23 protein-coding genes and 1 tRNA gene are annotated in these 18,230 nt (G+C 32.0%); 19 read left to right on the top strand and 5 right to left on the bottom strand.

The features are described from left to right. Nucleotides 1–60 precede the first annotated feature (60 nt). The 12 genes from ABD963_RS05580 (at nt 61) to ABD963_RS05525 (ending at nt 7,587) form a co-directional block, all read left to right on the top strand. On the top strand, nt 61–489 hold the full coding sequence (locus ABD963_RS05580; protein WP_345275968.1) for a hypothetical protein: 429 nt from the start codon (nt 61–63) through the stop codon (nt 487–489). After that, a complete protein-coding gene (locus ABD963_RS05575) occupies nt 486–758 on the top strand; it encodes a TIGR03643 family protein (protein ID WP_345275967.1) in 273 nt (90 codons plus the stop codon). The genes ABD963_RS05580 and ABD963_RS05575 overlap by 4 nt, the downstream gene beginning before the upstream one ends. Nucleotides 759–800: 42 nt before the next feature. After that, a complete protein-coding gene (gene folE, locus ABD963_RS05570; RefSeq protein ID WP_345275966.1) occupies nt 801–1,496 on the top strand; it encodes a GTP cyclohydrolase I FolE in 696 nt (231 codons plus the stop codon). A 3-nt stretch (nt 1,497–1,499) separates the two neighbouring features. Next, complete coding sequence (locus ABD963_RS05565; RefSeq protein ID WP_345275965.1) at nt 1,500–1,733, top strand: hypothetical protein; 234 nt, start codon at nt 1,500–1,502, stop codon at nt 1,731–1,733. Nucleotides 1,734–1,866: 133 nt separating this feature from the next. Beyond that, the gene (locus ABD963_RS05560) at nt 1,867–2,082 is read left to right on the top strand and encodes a hypothetical protein (protein WP_345275964.1); all 216 of its coding nucleotides are present in this window, start codon (nt 1,867–1,869) and stop codon (nt 2,080–2,082) included. 22 nt (nt 2,083–2,104) lie between these two features. Continuing rightward, nucleotides 2,105–2,788: an SDR family NAD(P)-dependent oxidoreductase gene (locus tag ABD963_RS05555; RefSeq protein ID WP_345275963.1), complete on the top strand. Its 684-nt coding sequence runs from the start codon at nt 2,105–2,107 to the stop codon at nt 2,786–2,788. Between the two features lie 2 nt (nt 2,789–2,790). Next, on the top strand, nt 2,791–3,333 hold the full coding sequence (locus ABD963_RS05550; protein WP_345275962.1) for a glutathione peroxidase: 543 nt from the start codon (nt 2,791–2,793) through the stop codon (nt 3,331–3,333). 5 nt (nt 3,334–3,338) lie between these two features. Further along, a complete protein-coding gene (locus tag ABD963_RS05545; protein ID WP_345275961.1) occupies nt 3,339–3,506 on the top strand; it encodes a Lacal_2735 family protein in 168 nt (55 codons plus the stop codon). Continuing rightward, the gene (locus ABD963_RS05540) at nt 3,503–3,964 is read left to right on the top strand and encodes a TspO/MBR family protein (protein ID WP_345275960.1); all 462 of its coding nucleotides are present in this window, start codon (nt 3,503–3,505) and stop codon (nt 3,962–3,964) included. Before ABD963_RS05545 ends, ABD963_RS05540 begins: the two co-directional genes overlap by 4 nt. A gap of 3 nt (nt 3,965–3,967) precedes the next feature. Then, nucleotides 3,968–4,429, top strand: a complete 462-nt coding sequence (locus ABD963_RS05535) for an SRPBCC family protein (protein WP_345275959.1) — start codon at nt 3,968–3,970, stop codon at nt 4,427–4,429. A 90-nt stretch (nt 4,430–4,519) separates the two neighbouring features. Beyond that, nucleotides 4,520–5,824 (top strand): cryptochrome/photolyase family protein, encoded by a 1,305-nt coding sequence (locus ABD963_RS05530; RefSeq protein ID WP_345275958.1) that lies wholly within the window; start codon nt 4,520–4,522, stop codon nt 5,822–5,824. Between the two features lie 95 nt (nt 5,825–5,919). After that, nucleotides 5,920–7,587: a formate--tetrahydrofolate ligase gene (locus ABD963_RS05525; RefSeq protein ID WP_345275957.1), complete on the top strand. Its 1,668-nt coding sequence runs from the start codon at nt 5,920–5,922 to the stop codon at nt 7,585–7,587. A 187-nt stretch (nt 7,588–7,774) separates the two neighbouring features. Here the strand turns inward: ABD963_RS05525 and murA are convergent, their stop codons facing one another. The 3 genes from murA to ABD963_RS05510 all read right to left on the bottom strand — a co-directional run bounded on the left by murA (nt 7,775) and on the right by ABD963_RS05510 (nt 10,096). Then, nucleotides 7,775–9,082, bottom strand: a complete 1,308-nt coding sequence (murA, locus tag ABD963_RS05520; protein ID WP_345275956.1) for a UDP-N-acetylglucosamine 1-carboxyvinyltransferase — start codon at nt 9,080–9,082, stop codon at nt 7,775–7,777. 6 nt (nt 9,083–9,088) lie between these two features. Beyond that, nucleotides 9,089–9,736, bottom strand: coding sequence for a DUF4290 domain-containing protein (locus ABD963_RS05515; RefSeq protein WP_345275955.1), 648 nt, complete (start codon nt 9,734–9,736; stop codon nt 9,089–9,091). Between the two features lie 66 nt (nt 9,737–9,802). Then, entirely contained in the window at nt 9,803–10,096 is a 294-nt protein-coding gene (locus ABD963_RS05510; RefSeq protein WP_345275954.1) for a DUF493 family protein, read from the bottom strand. An 88-nt stretch (nt 10,097–10,184) separates the two neighbouring features. On the opposite strand from ABD963_RS05510, the gene ABD963_RS05505 reads away from it, so the two are divergent. The 5 genes from ABD963_RS05505 to ABD963_RS05485 all read left to right on the top strand — a co-directional run bounded on the left by ABD963_RS05505 (nt 10,185) and on the right by ABD963_RS05485 (nt 14,723). After that, entirely contained in the window at nt 10,185–10,724 is a 540-nt protein-coding gene (locus ABD963_RS05505; protein WP_345275953.1) for an AAA family ATPase, read from the top strand. After that, nucleotides 10,725–12,629 (top strand): RecQ family ATP-dependent DNA helicase, encoded by a 1,905-nt coding sequence (locus tag ABD963_RS05500; RefSeq protein ID WP_345275952.1) that lies wholly within the window; start codon nt 10,725–10,727, stop codon nt 12,627–12,629. Next, on the top strand, nt 12,626–13,576 hold the full coding sequence (gene fmt, locus ABD963_RS05495; protein ID WP_345275951.1) for a methionyl-tRNA formyltransferase: 951 nt from the start codon (nt 12,626–12,628) through the stop codon (nt 13,574–13,576). The genes ABD963_RS05500 and fmt overlap by 4 nt, the downstream gene beginning before the upstream one ends. Nucleotides 13,577–13,766: 190 nt before the next feature. Continuing rightward, complete coding sequence (locus ABD963_RS05490) at nt 13,767–14,039, top strand: HU family DNA-binding protein (RefSeq protein ID WP_345275950.1); 273 nt, start codon at nt 13,767–13,769, stop codon at nt 14,037–14,039. Nucleotides 14,040–14,162: 123 nt separating this feature from the next. Next, on the top strand, nt 14,163–14,723 hold the full coding sequence (locus ABD963_RS05485) for a YqgE/AlgH family protein (RefSeq protein ID WP_345275949.1): 561 nt from the start codon (nt 14,163–14,165) through the stop codon (nt 14,721–14,723). On the opposite strand, the gene ABD963_RS05480 is transcribed toward ABD963_RS05485, so the two are convergent. Together ABD963_RS05480 and ABD963_RS05475 are read right to left on the bottom strand one after the other, a co-directional pair. Further along, nucleotides 14,720–15,562 carry an aminotransferase class IV gene (locus tag ABD963_RS05480; RefSeq protein ID WP_345275948.1) on the bottom strand — a complete coding sequence of 281 codons (843 nt, stop codon included), beginning with the start codon at nt 15,560–15,562 and terminating at the stop codon, nt 14,720–14,722. The two genes, ABD963_RS05485 and ABD963_RS05480, sit on opposite strands and share 4 nt — an antisense overlap. Nucleotides 15,563–15,618: 56 nt before the next feature. Then, nucleotides 15,619–16,011: an START-like domain-containing protein gene (locus ABD963_RS05475; protein WP_345275947.1), complete on the bottom strand. Its 393-nt coding sequence runs from the start codon at nt 16,009–16,011 to the stop codon at nt 15,619–15,621. Between the two features lie 130 nt (nt 16,012–16,141). Between ABD963_RS05475 and ABD963_RS05470 the strand changes: the two genes are divergently transcribed. Together ABD963_RS05470 and ABD963_RS05465 are read left to right on the top strand one after the other, a co-directional pair. Continuing rightward, nucleotides 16,142–16,215 (top strand) — tRNA-Met (locus ABD963_RS05470). Nucleotides 16,216–16,488: 273 nt separating this feature from the next. Continuing rightward, nucleotides 16,489–17,202, top strand: coding sequence for a DUF6090 family protein (locus tag ABD963_RS05465; RefSeq protein WP_345275946.1), 714 nt, complete (start codon nt 16,489–16,491; stop codon nt 17,200–17,202). Nucleotides 17,203–18,230 lie beyond the last annotated feature (1,028 nt).

The raw sequence follows: 18,230 nt of genomic DNA, 5'->3' as shown, positions 1-18,230 counted from the left end.
TGTTTAACTTTATTTAATTATTGTTAAACATTTTGTATATTTGATTAAGATATAAGTTTTATGATACTAGACTCGACATATACAAATAAAGAAAACAAATCACTAATAAATGATTTGGTGGGTAAACCATTTTCTATTCTTGAATCATTTAAATTGAATGGTATAGGCAGTAAGCGGATGATTATAGATGAAGTCAGTCCAAATCTACAACCCTATTTAAACTCAGTATCTGATATTAATTATGCCAATATAGAGTTACGAACAGGTGGTATTTTGGTTTACATCAATAAAGGCCTTAAAAACTTTACGTGGGCTATCCCATACTATCACTTGGTTCTTTATAAAACAAATGGCGCAAGTATTCATGCACAAGGTCGTTTCATTCACTTTAAGGATACCAAAACTTTTAGAGAAAATAAGGGCTTTTTTAGCAAACTATTAGACGAAAAAATTAAATATGATATGCAATACGATTTTCAATATTCATGAATTTAACTATTGAGGAAAAAGATAGAATTATTGAAATGGCCTGGGAAGACCGGACTACTTTTGAATCCATTGAATATCAATTTGGTTTAAAAGAGCAAGATGTCATCACGCTTATGAGAACTGAAATGAAACCCAACAGTTTTAAAATGTGGAGAAAGCGTGTTCAAGGTAGAAAAACAAAACATGAAAAACTAAGGGCTTTTGAAAAAGGACGTTTTAAATGTAGCAGACAAAAACAAATAACACACAATAAAATTTCTAAACGATAACGTGCTTTGATTACTATTAAGACAGCACATAAAAAAGACAAAATGAATACAGAAACACTTAAAATTAAAAAAAACGGACACAAACTTAACGGCTTCTCTTTTGACGATATTGGAGACGAGCATTTATATACAGGTCTTGAAACACCCATGAGAAAAGATGCTTTTAAATTGAGTGATTCTGAAAAGAAAGCACGTATTGCCATACTATTTGAAGAAATAATGGATGTAATGGGCTTAGATTTAACTGACGATTCTTTGAGAGGAACCCCACAACGTGTGGCTAAAATGTACATTGATGAAATATTTTCTGGTCTAAACCCAGCTAATAAACCAAAAGTCGCCCTTTTCGATAATAAGTATAAGTACAACCAAATGTTGGTTGAAAAAAACATTACCTTTTACTCAAATTGTGAACACCATTTTGTTCCTATTATAGGTAAAGCACATGTGGCTTATATTTCCTCTGGCAAAGTAATTGGTTTATCAAAATTAAACAGAATCGTTCAATATTATGCAAAACGTCCGCAAGTTCAAGAACGTTTAACTAATCAAATAGCTAACGAACTGAAAACCATTTTGGAAACCGATGATGTTGCGGTTATTATTGATGCCAAACATTTATGTGTGTCCTCACGAGGTATTAAAGATGATACGTCTGCCACGGTAACAACCTTCTACGGCGGGAAATTTGATTCACCCGAAAAAATTAGAGAATTACAAAACTATATAAACAATTAAGTTATGGATTTAATAGACAAAGCCTTAGAATTTGAAAAAAGAAAAATGAAATCTTTATCAACTAGCGACCGTGTTAAAATATCTCGTGAAGCTAAAGCCTTAATCTTAGATTTAAACCAAATTTATAAACAAAAAAAAGATCAAAAGATTATGGATATCATGAAACGATTAACGGCCATAAAAAGAAAGGTTGAAAAACGTTTAAATGGGTTACCTTCTAAAGCAGAACTTATTTAACTAAGCAAAATTAATCGAAATATTAAATTTAACTTAAAAACAGCTATTATCCTTAATAAAACCATAGTTTTTTTTATATTGTGACTTATGGGAAAAATAAAAAAATCCCTTATCACGATTAAAGATCAAAATTATGAAGATTATAGACAAGGCTCTAGAATTCGAACAACGCAAACACACGTTTAAAACAACAAGCGAACGCATTGAATCGTCTAGGGAAGTAAAGGATTTAATATTAAGTTTAAACTCCGTATACAAAGAAGAAAAAAATCCTGAAATAATGGATTTAATGAAACGCTTAACGGCTATTAAACAAAAAATAGAAAAACGGCTAAAGGGCAGGCCATAAACATAAAATGCCCTGAAACCATATGAAAACAATTATTGTAATAGGTGGAAGTAAGGGTATTGGAAATGCCTTAATAACAAAATTACTCGATCACTCCAAAGTAATTAACATTAGTAGAACTTCACCAGAAAAAACACATTCTAATCTAATACATTATTCCTGTGACGTCACTCAAGACGAATTACCAGAAATTGAATCTGCAGACGGATTGATTTATTGCCCTGGGAGTATCAACTTAAAACCCATTTCAAGATTAAGTATTGAGGATTTTAAAGAGGATTTTGAAATTAATGTTCTGGGGGCAGTAAAAGCCATTCAAAAATATTTACCTGTTTTAAAAAATGGAAATAAACCAGCTGTTGTGCTATTCAGTACAGTTGCCGCCAAATTAGGTATGCCTTTTCATGCGAGTATCGCTACATCAAAAGCGGGCGTGGAAGGTTTAGTAAAATCTTTGGGAGCCGAATTAGCACCAACCATTCGTGTGAACGCTATAGCGCCAACAGTTACCAATACAGATTTGGCATCTAAACTCCTGAGAAATGATAAAATGATTGAAAACATCACAGATCGTCATCCTCTCAAAAAGTTCTTAAATCCAGAAGAAGTTGCAGGCATGGCAGAATTTTTATTATCTGATAAAGCCGCTTCGCTTTCTGGTCAAATTTTTGAAATGGATTGTGGTATAGTAAGTTTTAAAATATAATTATGAATCCCATTTTGGCCTTTTTATCCACTTTATTTTCTAAGCAAAGTATTCCACAAAAAAAAATGACTGTAGACTCAGTATACAACATTAAAATTAATGCATTAAACGGAAATCCCATAAATCTTTCGGATTATAAGGGAAAATATATCCTATTTGTAAATGTAGCATCAAAATGTGGGTTTACACCCCAATACAAAGAACTACAAAAACTTTACGAAACATATCAAGACAAACTTCAAATTATAGGTGTGCCCTGTAATCAATTTGGCGGACAGGAGCCTGGTGATGCGAAAGCCATCGAATCGTTTTGTGAGGTAAACTACGGTGTCACTTTTTTAATCACTCAAAAAGTGGATGTAAAAGGGAAAAATCAGCATCCACTATATACATGGTTAACCCAAAAAATTAACAATGGAAAGATAGATTCTTCCGTGAAGTGGAACTTCCAAAAATATTTGGTTAACCCCGAAGGTCATTTAGTTGATTATTACTTATCAACCACTGGCCCCTTAAGTTCCAAAATAACAAATCACTTAAAATAAAAGCGATGTTCGGATTATTCAAAAAGAAAACTGAGTTAGAAAAACTTCAAGATAAATACAAATCGCTCATGAAAGAATGGCACGCATTATCTAGTGTGAATAGAGCTGAAAGTGATAAAAAATATGCTGAGGCTGAAGATATAGCTAAACAAATTGAAGCACTCAATTCATGACATTAGCAAAGTACATTATTATCTTTCTAATTATTAATTTTGGTGCTTTGGCCATAGGTACTTTATTGATGAATGACGGACCACAAACTAATTGGTACGTTAATCTTAATAAGGCACCATGGACACCACCTGGTTGGGTTTTTGGTGTAGCTTGGACTACTATTATGATTTGTTTTTCTGTATACATGGTCTATTTATACAAACTACTTCCTAGCAAAAATGTATTGTTTTTGTTCGGAATCCAGTTTGTTTTTAATGTCATTTGGAACTACATTTTTTTCAATCAGCATATGATTGGTTTAGGATTAATTGTCATCATGATATTAACATTACTAGTAGCCACATTTTTATTTTCATACCAAAAAACAATGAAAATTAAAAGTGCATTGATACTCCCCTATTTCATTTGGTTGTGCATAGCCACATCACTAAACGCCTATATTTTAATCTATAACTAAAAAATGAAGATTTACAGACTGCACAAAAAGCAAAATTTGCCCATTACCATTAACGAGGCTTGGGATTTTCTATCCGATCCAAAAAATTTAAAAACCATAACACCTGATTATATGGGCTTTCATATTTTATCTGGAGCCGATAGACCCATGTTTGCAGGACAAATAATACAGTACATTGTAACCCCTGTTTTAGGAATTAAGACCAAATGGGTAACTGAAATTACACATGTAATTGATAAACACTATTTTGTTGATGAACAGCGTTTTGGACCATACGCATTATGGCATCACAAGCATTTTATAAAAGAAATTGAGGGCGGTGTTGAAATGGAAGATATTATAGATTATAAAGTGCCTTTTGGTATTTTAGGACAGTTGGTTCATCCGATTTTAGTGAAGCCAAAATTAGAAGAGATTTTTAATTACAGAACCAAAAAATTGGAAGAGTTATTTGGGAAATATTAAATGAAACATCTTCTACAAAATTTGAATTACAAAACGTAATGATTTTTCAAGATGTTGCATGTGACCATAAAAAACAATCAAAATAAACACATGAAAGAACCTTTAAACATATTCTGGTTTCGACGTGATTTAAGATTAGATGATAATTTAGGGTTTTATCAGGCCTTAAAAAGTGATTACCCCGTATTGCCTATTTTTATATTTGATTCTGAAATTCTAGACAAACTTCCAAAAGATGATGCTAGAGTAACCTTCATCTTTAATACGCTTCAAAAAATGCGCTCAACACTTCAAGCTGAGCATAGCAGTAGCGTTGCTATATTTCATGGAAAACCTTTGGAAATATTTGGGCAACTGGTTAAAGATTATGATATTAATTCTGTTTACACCAATCATGATTACGAACCTTATGCCAAAAAGCGGGATGAAGAAGTAAAGGCGTTTTTAGAAAAACAGAATATCAGTTTTAAAACCTTTAAAGACCAAGTCATTTTTGAAAAAGATGAAGTCGTTAAAAACGATGGTGATCCCTATGTGGTTTACACACCATATATGAAAACATGGAAGGAGAAATTCAAAACCCATAATCTGGAAATATATGATACCAATAGCTATTTAAGCAACCTTGTAAAACACAAGCTTTTGCCCAATTTAAGTTTATTGGATATTGGTTTTACAATATCCAACCAAACTATAGCAGAATACACCGTTACCCCAACTTTAATTCAAGAATACGAAGCCACTAGAAATTTCCCCGCAAAGGATGCTACGTCTCGTTTGGGCCCTCATTTGCGTTTTGGCACTGTTAGTATTCGTAAAATGATAAAAAAAGCCATCGCTGAAAAAAATGAAATATTTTGGCAAGAGCTCATTTGGAGAGAGTTCTTTATGCAAATACTTTGGCATTTTCCACACACAGTCAATCAATCTTTCAAATCAAAATATGATAGAATTGAATGGCGAAACAATGAAACTGAATTTAAACTTTGGTGTGAAGGAAAGACAGGTTATCCTCTGGTGGATGCTGGTATGCGACAATTAAATGAAACAGGATTCATGCACAATCGTGTACGTATGTTAGTGGGAAGTTTTTTATGCAAACATTTACTCATTGATTGGCGTTGGGGCGAAGCTTATTTTGCCGAAAAATTACATGATTATGAAATGGCCAGTAATGTTGGGAATTGGCAATGGGTAGCAGGCTCTGGCGTGGATGCTGCGCCTTATTTCAGGATCTTTAACCCTACTACACAAATTGATAAGTTTGATAAAAATTTAGAGTACATCAAAAAGTGGGTGCCCGATTTTCAAGAACTTACTTACCCTTCAAAAATAGTGGACCATAAAATGGCCCGAGAGCGTTGTTTAGAAGCTTATAAAGCGGCTTTAAACTAATAGTTCTGTTTCTTCTTAAAAATTGTTATCCATAGCAGAATAAATATTTTATACATTTAGGGTGATTTAATGGAAATTTTCCTGAATAAAAATTTATGACTGACTTACAAATTGCCAAAACTGTAACACTTAAACCCATTTTAGAAATTGCTGAAAAATTTGGCATCAATACGGATGACATAGAAATGTACGGCAAGTACAAAGCCAAATTACCACTCAAATATATCGACGTTGAAAAAGCCAATAAAAGTAATCTTATTTTGGTTTCTGCAATTTCACCAACCCCGGCAGGCGAAGGAAAAACAACTATGTCCATTGGTTTATCTGAAGGATTAAATCAATTACACAAAAAAACCACAGTAGTGTTAAGAGAGCCTTCGTTAGGTCCCGTTTTTGGCATAAAAGGTGGAGCAACAGGAGGAGGTTACTCACAAGTTTTACCTATGGAAGATATTAATCTCCATTTTACTGGAGATTTTGCTGCTATTGAAAAAGCACATAATTTATTGGCTGCCATCATCGATAACAATATCCAAAGTAAAACGACATCACTGCAAATAGACCCTAGAACTATAGGCTGGAAACGTGTTATTGATATGAACGATCGATCCTTAAGACGCATTATTGTTGGTTTGGGAGGCACTACAAGTGGTGTTCCAAGGGAAACAGGATTTGATATTACTGCAGCCTCTGAAATTATGGCGATACTTTGTTTGGCAAAAAATTTAACCGATTTAAAAAACCGATTAGGTAATATTTTTATTGGTTATACTTACAATAAAGAACCTATTTATGCCAAGCATTTAAAAGCTGAAGGTGCCATGGCTGCCTTATTAAAGGAGGCCATAAAACCCAATTTAGTGCAAACTATTGAAGGTAATCCTGCTATTATTCATGGTGGTCCGTTTGCCAATATAGCCCAAGGAACCAACAGTGTGATCGCTACTTTAATGGGTATGACACATTCTGAATACACGGTTACAGAAGCAGGGTTTGGATTCGATTTGGGTGCAGAAAAGTTCTTTGATATCAAATGCCAAAGTGCCCAATTAAAACCTAAAGCTGTGGTTTTAACAACTACTATAAGAGCTTTGAAATATCATGGAGGTGCTATTTTATCTTCTTTGACGTTTCCCGATTTGGAAGCTTTAAAAAATGGTCTTCCCAATTTAGAAAAACATCTTGAAAACATCGATAAATTTAACGTGAAAGCAGTTATTGCTATTAATAAATTTACGTCGGATAGTGATGAAGAAATTGAACTTATAAAACAATTTGCCGCTTCAAAACAAGTAAAAGTTGCCGTTGCTAATGTTTGGGAAAAAGGTGGCAAGGGTGCCATTGATTTAGCAAAAGCTGTAATTGACATTGTGGAGAGTAATGCTTCAAATTTTAAACCTTTATACTCTTGGGAATCGAGTGTGAAAGATAAAATTGAAACCATAGCTACAGAAATATATGGCGCAGAATATGTTGATTATACCTTAAAGGCTAAAGAAGATTTAAACAAAATATTAAATTTAGGATTAAACCATTTACCTGTTTGTATAGCAAAAACCCAAAAATCTTTATCAGACAACCCCAAATTATTGGGTAGACCAAAAGATTTTATAATAACAATTCGAGAAATAGAAATTGCAGCAGGCGCAGGATTTCTAATTCCAATAACTGGAGATATCATGCGTATGCCAGGTTTACCTGCACATCCAGCGTCTGAAAATATTGATATTAATGAAGAGGGAGAAATTACCGGATTGTTCTAGCTAATAGGTTTAAAATTCTTTGAAGATGATAAAATACCTCTGATTACAAGGACACTTCACTATGGGCTATCAAAGACTTAATAAATCTTATTTATAAAAATATAAAATCAGAGATTTTAAATAACAAGTAAACTAGAAAAGTATCTTATAATTTTAAAATTATTAATAATAATCTAATGAGATAAGGTTATATTCTTTCAATATGTGCACCAATAGCTCGCAAACGTTCGTCTATGTTTTCATAGCCTCTATCTATCTGCTCAATATTTTGTATAGTGGATGTTCCTTTAGCTGATAAAGCAGCTATGAGTAATGAAACCCCGGCACGGATATCTGGCGATGTCATGGTAGTGGCTTTCAATGTTGATTTATAATCATGTCCTATAACGGTAGCACGATGTGGATCGCATAAAATAATTTTCGCACCCATATCTATTAATTTATCCACAAAGAATAAACGGCTTTCAAACATTTTTTGGTGTATTAAAACACTACCTCTGGCTTGGGTGGCTACTACTAAAATAATACTTAATAAATCAGGTGTAAAACCTGGCCATGGGGCATCTGCAATAGTTAAAATAGACCCATCGATAAAACTTTGTATTTCGTAACCATCGGTATGTGCTGGAATATGAATATCATCTCCTCTTTTTTCAACAGTAATGCCTAGCTTCCTAAAGGTTTCAGGTATCAATCCCAAATCGTTCCAGGATACATTGGTGATGGTCAATTCACTTTTAGTCATGGCCGCTAAACCTATCCAGCTACCTATTTCAATCATATCAGGAAGCATGGTATGCTCTGTACCACCCAAGCTTTCAACACCTTCAATAATTAACATGTTGGAGCCCACACCGCTTATTTTAGCACCCATTCTATTCAGCATTTTGCATAACTGTTGTAAGTAGGGTTCACAAGCGGCATTATAAATAGTGGTTTGCCCTTCAGCTAAAACGGCAGCCATTACAATGTTAGCAGTTCCAGTAACAGAAGCTTCTTCTAGAAGCATATAAGTCCCTTTTAATCTTTCGGCTTCTACCCCATAAAACTGCTCCTCCTTACTGTATCTGAATTTTGCTCCTAATTTTATCAAGCCTTCAAAATGGGTGTCTAATCGTCGGCGACCAATTTTATCGCCCCCAGGTTTTGGTATGTAGCCTTTACCAAAGCGCGCCAACAAAGGACCCACTATCATAATAGAACCCCGTAAACCACGGCCATCAATTTTAAACTCCTCGGATTCTAAATATTTTAAATTAAGGTCATCTGATTGAAATGTGTAAGTGCCTTTAGATAGCTTTTCAATTTTAACACCTAGCTTTTTAAGTAAACTGATGAGTTTATTAACATCAACAATATCGGGAATGTTGTGTATGGTTATCTTTTCTGGGGTTAATAAAACGGCACATAAAATTTGTAACGCTTCATTTTTCGCTCCTTGTGGCTGAATACTTCCTTTTAATTGGTGGCCACCTTCAATTTTAAATGTTCCCATGCTGGTTTAGTAGCGTTTTCTTTGGCGATTAGACTTTTTGTGATGTCCTCCTTTTTTATTATTACTAGAAAATTTACTTTTAGTTCGCATTAAGCTTGTGGCATCTGTTAAATCTTCATCAGAATTTTTTAAGTTAATTTTTCCTCCTGAAAGCTCATAAAGGTGACCATAAATAACGTCATCCTCAACCGTGTCTTTATTCCAGTTTAAAAAACACTTTTTCATATGGTTTGCAATGGTATAAGTTAAAGCTTCTTTTAGGTCGCCATCTTCCCATGTATTGGCCACATCTATCATGGTTTTAATATTGTTCCCATAAAAACGATATTTAGGATGGTTTTGCGGGTACTTTAAGGGTTCAGGGCGCTCTTCTAAAAGTTCCTTGGTAGGTTTTTCATAAGGAGAATCTACATCTAGCTCAAAATTGGCCATAATAAAAAGTTGATCCCAAAGCTTATGCTGAAAATCTGGAACGTCTCGCAAATGTGGCTGCATGTTCCCCATAACAGCTATAATGGAATTTGCAATTTTGTTGCGTTCTTCCTTAGATTCTATATTTTTAGCGTAGTTAATCATTTTCTGCATATGGCGACCATATTCCGGAATAATTAAATGTTCACGCTCTGTGTTGTATTCTAAATCGTCTATTGTCAAAATTAAATGTGTAGAGTTAAATGTTTTGCATGTAGTATTTATGCTTGCGCAAAATACAAAAAAAAACTAAAGACTAATGACGCCTTCTATTTTTTCTGCAACTTCTTGATATTTTTGAATCACAGAGTCAGGATTTCGCATCAACAAATTTACCGAGACACTGGTATATTTTCCGTTTTTAGATTCAACAGTACTAATAACAGCTCCCATGTTATCAAAAATAACTTCTAATTTTGCTATTTTAACAGCATCAGATTTCACAATAAACTTGTATAAATATTCTGCTGGCCAACTGTTGGTTTCGTGCAATTGTCCTTTTAATTTTTCGTAAAATTCGTCTGAATTTGAAGTTGTACTCATAATGTTTTTATCTAATGCAAATATAGAGTTTTGTTTCTATTTTTTTTATAGCAGTTAAATTCCGATTTTTACACCTAATATGGCGGCATTGAGCACAAAAAAAATTGTTATAACAGGTGGACCTGGAACAGGGAAATCTACTATAATCCATGATTTAAACCAAAGAGGGTTTACTTGTTTGGAAGAAATTTCGCGTCAAGTAACGTTAGAGGCAAAAAAAAAAGGTATTGACCAATTATTTTTAACCAACCCCTTATTATTTAGTGAACTACTCTTAAATGGAAGAAAAAAACAATTTCTGGATGCCGAAATGTTGAGCGATGAAATCGTTTTTTTTGATAGAGGTATCCCAGATGTGTTGGCCTATATGGATTTTATAGGAAATACATACCCTAAAACTTTTGTTGATGCCTGCCATGTTGCCATTTATGATGCCGTTTTTATTTTAAAACCATGGGAAGCTATTTATACTAGTGACAACGAACGTTATGAAAGTTTTGAACAAGCATTGGAAATTCATGATAATTTGGTAAACACTTATAAAAACTACAATTACACCCTAATAGATGTGCCCTTTAACACGGTTGAAAAACGAACAGATTTCATTCTAAAAGTATTGGGAGTGTAAATGGAACAGCCCATAAACATATTAGAGCGGTATTGGAACTTTACTAAATTTAGACCAGAACAAGAAGCCATAATTAATGCTGTTATTGCTGGTGAGGATACTTTTGTGTTACTGCCAACGGGTGGTGGAAAATCGTTATGTTTTCAAATTCCAGCATTGGTTAAAGAAGGTATTTGCATTGTTATTTCACCTTTAATTGCTTTGATGAAAGACCAAGTATCACAATTACAAGATAAAGGCATTAAAGCTATGGCAATTACTAGTGGCATCAGCTACCACCAATTAGACACCCTTTTAGATAATTGCATCTACGGAAATTATAAATTTTTATACCTCTCGCCAGAACGCTTACAGCAAGAATTGGTTCAAGACCGAATCAAACAAATGAATGTTAATTTAATTGCTGTTGATGAAGCGCATTGTATTTCACAATGGGGAAGTGATTTTAGACCTGCTTATAAAAACATCACCTTACTTAGGCAACTACAACCATCTATCAATGTAGTTGCTCTAACCGCTTCAGCTAAACCAAAAGTGGTAAATGATATTTTAAAAGAACTCGATTTTATACAACCTAAAATATTTAAGCAATCTTTTTCAAGACCTAATTTGGCATATATGGTATTTCATGAACATGATAAATATTATAGGCTAGAAACTATTTTAAAAAAACACAAAGCCCCTTCTATTGTTTATGTAAGAAACCGAAAATTAACTTTGGAGGTAAGCAAATTTTTAAAAACAAAAAAAATATCAGCGACATTCTATCATGGTGGACTTTCAAATCCAGAAAAAGAAGCGAATATGAATGCTTGGATCAATAATCAGAAACAGGTAATAGTGGCTACCAATGCTTTTGGGATGGGTATTGATAAACCCGATGTGAAAACCGTTATTCATATCAATTTACCTGAAAGTATTGAAAGTTATTTTCAAGAAGCTGGGCGTGTTGGTCGAAATGGGGAAAAAGCATTTGCCGTTATTTTAAAAAATAACAGTGACGAAGTTCTGGTTAAAAACCAATTTTTAAACGTACTTCCAACCGTTGATTTTGTAAAACAAGTTTACCGAAAACTCTGTAATTATTTTCAAATATCTTATGGGGAGGGCGAATACCAAACCTTTGATTTTAATTTTAATATCTTTTGCAAAACTTATGATTTTGGTTCCATTTTATGTTATAATGCCTTATTATTGCTGGATAGAAATAGTATCATAACCTTATCAAAACAGTTCAAAAATAAAGTAACCGTTCAATTTATTATATCCAATTCCGCTCTTTTTCATTATTTAGAAACACATCAAGAATCTGGCATCATTGTAAAATCTATTTTACGACTATATGGTGGTATTTTCGACCATACTACAAAAGTTGATTTAGGTAAAATTTCTGAAAAGGCTTCAGTCACTGAAAGTAAACTAATAAGCACCTTACAACAATTGGAAAAAGATGCCATAATAACTCTAAATCTTGCCAAAACAGATGCTCAAGTCACGTTTATTGAGCCTAGGGAAGATGAAAAAACCATCAATAGAATAGCTACCATAATTGAACAACAAAACAAACTGAAACAATATCAAGTTAAAGCAATGCTTGATTATGTTGATAATGATTCGGTTTGCAAAAGCATGCAACTTCTCGCCTATTTTGGTGAAACCGACATTAAACCTTGTGGTATTTGTTCGGTTTGTATACATTCAAAAAAACCTGAAAAACTAAAAGATATTAAAACCATAAGAAATCAGGTAATAGAATTATTGGAAAACGGAAACCAATCTTCCAGAGACATGATTTTGCAATTAAATTGCTCTGAAACCGAATTAAAAGCCGTTTTAAAACTTCTTTTAGAACATGATATTATAAGCATAACACCAACAAACACCTATAAATTAAGTCATTTATGAGTAGAAAATTAAGAATCGTTTTTATGGGAACACCTGATTTTGCGGTGGCTACCTTAAAAACTTTAGTAGAAAATAATTATAACATCGTTGGGGTTATTACAGCACCAGATAAACCAGCTGGTCGTGGACAAAAACTTCAAGAAAGTGCTGTAAAATTTTATGCAAAATCTCAAGGATTACATGTTTTACAACCTACCAATTTAAAGGATGAAACTTTTTTAAATGAGCTAAAATCACTTAATTCAAACCTTCAAATTGTGGTTGCTTTTAGAATGCTGCCACAGGTTGTATGGCAAATGCCAGAATACGGCACCTTTAATTTACATGCGTCGTTATTACCAAATTACCGTGGTGCTGCACCCATAAATTGGGCAATTATAAATGGTGAAACCAAAACTGGAGTATCCACTTTTTTTATTGATGATAAAATTGATACCGGGGATATGATTCTTCAAGAAGCTTTAGATATAGATCCCAACGAAAATGCTGGTAGTTTACATGACAAGCTCATGACCTTAGGCAGTGATTTAGTTTTAAAAACGGTGGCTTTAATTGAAAAAGGTAACGTAAAAACCATTCCACAAAGAGATACCAAGAATATAAAAACAGCCTATAAACTTGATAAGGACAATTGCAAAATTGATTGGAATGATTCTTTAGAAAAGATATACAACAAAGTAAGAGGTTTGAGCCCACATCCAGCGGCTTGGTGCACTTTAATTAATGGTGATCAATCTTTAGATACAAAACTTTATGAGGTTGAAAAGGAGTTTGCGAATCATAACTTAGAAATAGGCACTATCACTTCCACAAAAAAAGATTTAAAAGTTGCAGTAAAAAATGGTTACATCATTATTAAAGAAATAAAACTCCCTGGCAAACGAAGCATGGATGTAAAATCTTTACTAAATGGATATTCTTTTGAAGCGAATGCCAAAATGCTGTAAACCCTTATTATCATTGATATTTTAAAAAAATCGATGAAATGCATTGTCTTTATTAACAAAAATATTAAGTTATCAACAAAACCCTGCATTTCCCTTGATATTACTTGCGTGGTTGCATAATCCGTATAAATTTGTAGAGGATTTAACAAAAATGTTTAACCAATTTTATTAATAATTAAATTTTTATATTATGAACAAAACAGATTTAATCGACGCAATGGCAGAACATGCAGGAATTACTAAAGCGGCTGCAAAAAAAGCTTTAGAGTGTGCATTAATCGAAATTGAAGGAGCTTTACAAAAAGGAAACAGAGTTTCTTTAGTAGGTTTTGGTTCTTGGTCAGTTTCTAAAAGAGCTGCAAGAGAAGGAAGAAACCCACAAACCGGACAAACTATCAAAATTAAGGCAAAAAAAGTTGTTAAGTTTAAAGCTGGATCTGATTTAGCTAATGCAGTGAACTAATTATTTTTTTTAAATAACATAGAAAATGCCTTCAAAACATGAAGGCATTTTTTTTATGTTAATCACAAAACAGTTGCATTTTTGATAAATTAATGTTAGATTTAGTCGTTAATACCTCAAAACATGGTTACAACCAAACCCAAAAAAGGAGATTTATTAATCGCTAAACCTGCTATTATTGGTGATGTTTCTTTCAACCGTTCTATCGTTTTATTAGCAGACCACTCTCAAGAAGGATCTATTGGCTTTATTCTTAACAAACCTTTAGATTATACTATTAATGATTTAATACCCGAAGTGGAAGCCTCGTTTAAAGTTTATAACGGAGGTCCTGTTGAACAAGACAATTTATACTTTATTCATAAAATACCACAGTTAATTCCAGATAGTATAGAAATATCGTTAGGTATTTATTGGGGTGGTGATTTCTCTAAAGTTGCTGAACTCATTAAAAATAATACTATACAAGAAAATGATATTCGGTTTTTTCTTGGATATTCAGGTTGGGATGCTAACCAATTGGAAAATGAATTAAAAGCAAGCTCATGGGTAGTTACTGAAAACATCTATAAAAAGAATATTATAGAAAAGGACTATGAATCTTTTTGGAAAGAAAAAATGCTTGAATTTGGAGGCGAGTACAGTATTTGGTCTAATGCCCCGGAAAATCCGAGCTATAACTAACCAATTCTTATCTTAACATTCAATTTTTGAAGCAACATTTTTGAAACTTCATTTGAATACGCTTTTTTTCTATACTTAGTTATAGGTTGTATTCCGGTGATGACATTTGTTATGAACAGTTCATCTGCCTTTTGAAGTTCGAAAGGAGAAATAGTTTCCTCAATTAACTCATAATCTGGTAATGCCTTTATAATATTGATAATTTGAGTTCGCATAATGCCTTTTAAACAACCATCAGAAATTGGTGGTGTTTTGATAGTATTCGCTTTAACTAAAAAAATATTTCCGTTAAGAGCTTCAACTATACTTTTGTTGGTGTTTAAAAGCAGACAATTATCTAAACTATTTTCCTTTGCATAAATACTTCCTAGAACATTTATGGCTTTATTGTTCGTTTTTAAAGTAGAAAGTAAACTAGGAGACATGTAATGATCTTTAAACAAATCAACCTCGTAGAAAGCATCATTCAAAATATAGAAATCATCTTGAATTGGTTTAATTGAAATCACATATGAAATATCATTGGTTTCGGGGGTATATAAACCACCCTCATTTCTATGAACCATGAGCTTAATACGTGCAGATGATTTAGATACTTGATTGGCATCCAATACTTTTTGAATTTGTTCTTCTAAAAACTCCATTGTGAAATTCATAGGTATCTCCATACGCATAATTCTCATGGAAGCCATTAACCTGAAATAGTGGTCTTCCCAGAACAAAATTTTACCATAGCTGGTTCTTATGGTTTCAAAAAGAGCGTCGCCATAAGCATATCCTCTATTTTGTATGGATAATATGTTATTTCCCTCAATAAGGGTTCCGTTAAAATTAATCATAAAAAATCCCGCAATTATTAAAAGCGGGACAAATATACTTTAAATATAAATTATAATTAGGCAGAACCCAACACTTGTTTTAAACTTGAAATTTGATTTTCCCAAAGCATTTTGGCCTCATCAATTTCATCCTCCTCGGCAAAATCTGTTACTATTAATGATACATCTTTGGTTATTTCATCTACTTGTATCTTAATTTCAAAATAACATGATTGACCATCTTCTTCATCTTCAAGCCAACGAAATTTAACACGTTCGCCACTTTTTTTGTTTAATAATTTTGCTTTTTCTTGACTATCATCCCAAATAAAAGTAAATAATTCTCCACGGGAATTTACATTATCTGAAAACCATTCAGATAAACCAGACGGTGTTGATATATATTGATATAATAATTGCGGAGAGGCGTGTATTGGGAATTCAATATCAAATTTAACTTTATCGTCCATAAGTACTTTTAAAATTTATATTGCCAATATATACATAAATTGATAAGTATAACAACTATTTTTGATAATATTTTCCCGAAGTTCTGTTTGCTTACAATAATATTGTTTTTATATTTGCAGCCTTAAATTAGGCGAGGTAGCTCAGCTGGTTAGAGCGTCGGATTCATAACCCGGAGGTCGGGGGATCGTGCCCCCCTCTCGCTACAAATCAGAATCATTTCAAAATTAACGGTTTAGTTCACTCTAAACCGTTTTTTATTTTAAAAACAAATTCTACAATTAGTACCTCATTTACATGATTAATGGTTAATTTAAAAACTAGAGATTATAACCATAGTCCATTCACTATATTTTGTCAGATAATTTATTATCTTTTCTTTCTAATTTCTGAAACACGCTTGGAATTTACTTTTGGTTTAATTAAAATAAATTATCAACTAAATGATAAAATTTTTTCGTAAAATAAGATTCGACCTTATGGAGAAAAACAAAACTGGAAAGTACCTAAAATATGCTATTGGAGAGATTATTCTTGTGGTAATTGGTATTTTAATAGCTCTTCAAATAAATAACTGGAATGAACATAAAAAAGAAAAAAGCCAAGAATTAAAGCAATTAATAGCTCTAAAATTAGAATTTAAAAAAAACGTAATAACATTTGACAGCATATATAACCATCATGTAGATAATGAAGATGCTACGCAAAAACTTATAAATGCAAAAAATAAAAATTACACAATTGAAACACTTGATAGCTTATTTTTCAAGACAATTTATAATTACAATTTTGATCCATCAAGAGGTATATATAATTCACTAATAAATTCTGGACAAATAGAGTTAATATCAAATGAGTTGCTTAAATACAAAATTGCAGAAATTCAAGATATCGTTGTAGATTATATTGATGATGAAAATTTAGTAAGAAACTATGGTACAAATTATTTTATACCATTTATTGTAAAAGAAATGCCTTATAACCCACTTCGACTTTATAAAAATCGTAGTTCTGAAGAAAGTATGTTGCATCATGAACTCTTTCAAAAAATGATTAATAATAGAATATTTACTGAACATTTAGCAATACTTAGTCTTTATAGAATAGGTGTTTTTGAAGAAGGTGAAAAAGTTAAAAATGAATATCAGAAAATTATTGAATTAATAAATCAAGAAATTACCAAAGTAGAATAAAGAAAGTAGAACACCGTGTATAATTTAATACATGATTCATTGCTAGTCGCCTACTTTTGAAAATCTTCACTGATAATTTTTTCTTTATACCATAAAAAAACCTCATGAACTGAGGCTTTTTTTTGAAAATGTATAATTAATTATTTCATAATCTAGAATACGCTCTTGTTCATTTAGAATTTTACTTTTGTATCGCTCTTTAACTTTATTATTTCATATAACATTTAAGCATCTAGATTTTGCGCAAGTATATAAGAAAGATTCGATACCATTTATTTTATCAATTCCATTTTTATTCTGCCAAAGGTTTAAAAAAGCTTCTTGAGTAATACCCTTGGCTTCAGGCTTATCTTAAATAAATTGGATACAAAATCCTAAGATGTAATCATGATACTTATTAAAAAAAAACTCAAAAGCCTTTTGGTTACCTTCTTTGAAGGCATTAAAAAGTAATAATTCATTAGGATTGTTTTTCATTTATTAAAAATGAGTTTTTTACAAAAAAATAATCCAATTGGTATAATTTAAACCTAAAGATAATCCTTTTAAATAATATTATAAAAATACAATTTAAGTCGAGTGAAACAATAAAAATCTAAAGGTTTCAAAAGAATAAGAAAAAAAAATATACCTAAACTAAAGTCAATCTGTAGATTGCTAATGTAATTTACCTTGGGCATATCTAATCAAAACCACATAACTTTAAATGTATAATTAAACCCCATTTTCTTGATAATGATGCTAATTTATATAAATAATTGATTTTTAGTTACATATAAAAAATTAACTAAAAATATAATGTTATTCATCGTATTTTTTTGCATTTCATAGAGTTTTATTAAATATTATTCTATATTAGCCCCATAAATTCATGAAATCCCAAATCTGATGAAAAAAATTACTTTAGCAAGTATTATTCTTTTATTACTATCACAATTTATTTACTCCCAAAATCCAAATGAGGAAAAAGCTGAGAAGTATTTAGCTTTAAAAAAGGAACTAACATTTACTTTTAAAGTTAAAGACCG

The organism is Litoribaculum gwangyangense, from assembly GCF_039543505.1.
Classification (GTDB): domain Bacteria; phylum Bacteroidota; class Bacteroidia; order Flavobacteriales; family Flavobacteriaceae; genus Litoribaculum; species Litoribaculum gwangyangense.
The sequence above is the reverse complement of the archived record's forward strand: the minus strand, read 5'-3'. Positions and strand labels throughout refer to the sequence as shown.

Excerpts from the sequence above, each read along its gene's own strand:
- ABD963_RS05535 (WP_345275959.1), top strand. The coding sequence starts at position 3,968 with ATGAAGATTTACAGACTGCACAAAAAGCAAAATTTGCCCATTACCATT.
- ABD963_RS05485 (WP_345275949.1), top strand. The coding sequence starts at position 14,163 with ATGGTTACAACCAAACCCAAAAAAGGAGATTTATTAATCGCTAAACCT.
- ABD963_RS05510 (WP_345275954.1), bottom strand. The coding sequence starts at position 10,096 with ATGAGTACAACTTCAAATTCAGACGAATTTTACGAAAAATTAAAAGGA.
- ABD963_RS05465 (WP_345275946.1), top strand. The coding sequence starts at position 16,489 with ATGGAGAAAAACAAAACTGGAAAGTACCTAAAATATGCTATTGGAGAG.
- ABD963_RS05530 (WP_345275958.1), top strand. The coding sequence starts at position 4,520 with ATGAAAGAACCTTTAAACATATTCTGGTTTCGACGTGATTTAAGATTA.
- ABD963_RS05540 (WP_345275960.1), top strand. The coding sequence starts at position 3,503 with ATGACATTAGCAAAGTACATTATTATCTTTCTAATTATTAATTTTGGT.
- fmt (WP_345275951.1), top strand. The coding sequence starts at position 12,626 with ATGAGTAGAAAATTAAGAATCGTTTTTATGGGAACACCTGATTTTGCG.
- folE (WP_345275966.1), top strand. The coding sequence starts at position 801 with ATGAATACAGAAACACTTAAAATTAAAAAAAACGGACACAAACTTAAC.
- ABD963_RS05575 (WP_345275967.1), top strand. The coding sequence starts at position 486 with ATGAATTTAACTATTGAGGAAAAAGATAGAATTATTGAAATGGCCTGG.
- ABD963_RS05555 (WP_345275963.1), top strand. The coding sequence starts at position 2,105 with ATGAAAACAATTATTGTAATAGGTGGAAGTAAGGGTATTGGAAATGCC.
- ABD963_RS05550 (WP_345275962.1), top strand. The coding sequence starts at position 2,791 with ATGAATCCCATTTTGGCCTTTTTATCCACTTTATTTTCTAAGCAAAGT.
- ABD963_RS05475 (WP_345275947.1), bottom strand. The coding sequence starts at position 16,011 with ATGGACGATAAAGTTAAATTTGATATTGAATTCCCAATACACGCCTCT.
- ABD963_RS05525 (WP_345275957.1), top strand. The coding sequence starts at position 5,920 with ATGACTGACTTACAAATTGCCAAAACTGTAACACTTAAACCCATTTTA.
- ABD963_RS05565 (WP_345275965.1), top strand. The coding sequence starts at position 1,500 with ATGGATTTAATAGACAAAGCCTTAGAATTTGAAAAAAGAAAAATGAAA.
- ABD963_RS05500 (WP_345275952.1), top strand. The coding sequence starts at position 10,725 with ATGGAACAGCCCATAAACATATTAGAGCGGTATTGGAACTTTACTAAA.
- ABD963_RS05545 (WP_345275961.1), top strand. The coding sequence starts at position 3,339 with ATGTTCGGATTATTCAAAAAGAAAACTGAGTTAGAAAAACTTCAAGAT.
- murA (WP_345275956.1), bottom strand. The coding sequence starts at position 9,082 with ATGGGAACATTTAAAATTGAAGGTGGCCACCAATTAAAAGGAAGTATT.
- ABD963_RS05480 (WP_345275948.1), bottom strand. The coding sequence starts at position 15,562 with ATGATTAATTTTAACGGAACCCTTATTGAGGGAAATAACATATTATCC.
- ABD963_RS05490 (WP_345275950.1), top strand. The coding sequence starts at position 13,767 with ATGAACAAAACAGATTTAATCGACGCAATGGCAGAACATGCAGGAATT.
- ABD963_RS05560 (WP_345275964.1), top strand. The coding sequence starts at position 1,867 with ATGAAGATTATAGACAAGGCTCTAGAATTCGAACAACGCAAACACACG.
- ABD963_RS05580 (WP_345275968.1), top strand. The coding sequence starts at position 61 with ATGATACTAGACTCGACATATACAAATAAAGAAAACAAATCACTAATA.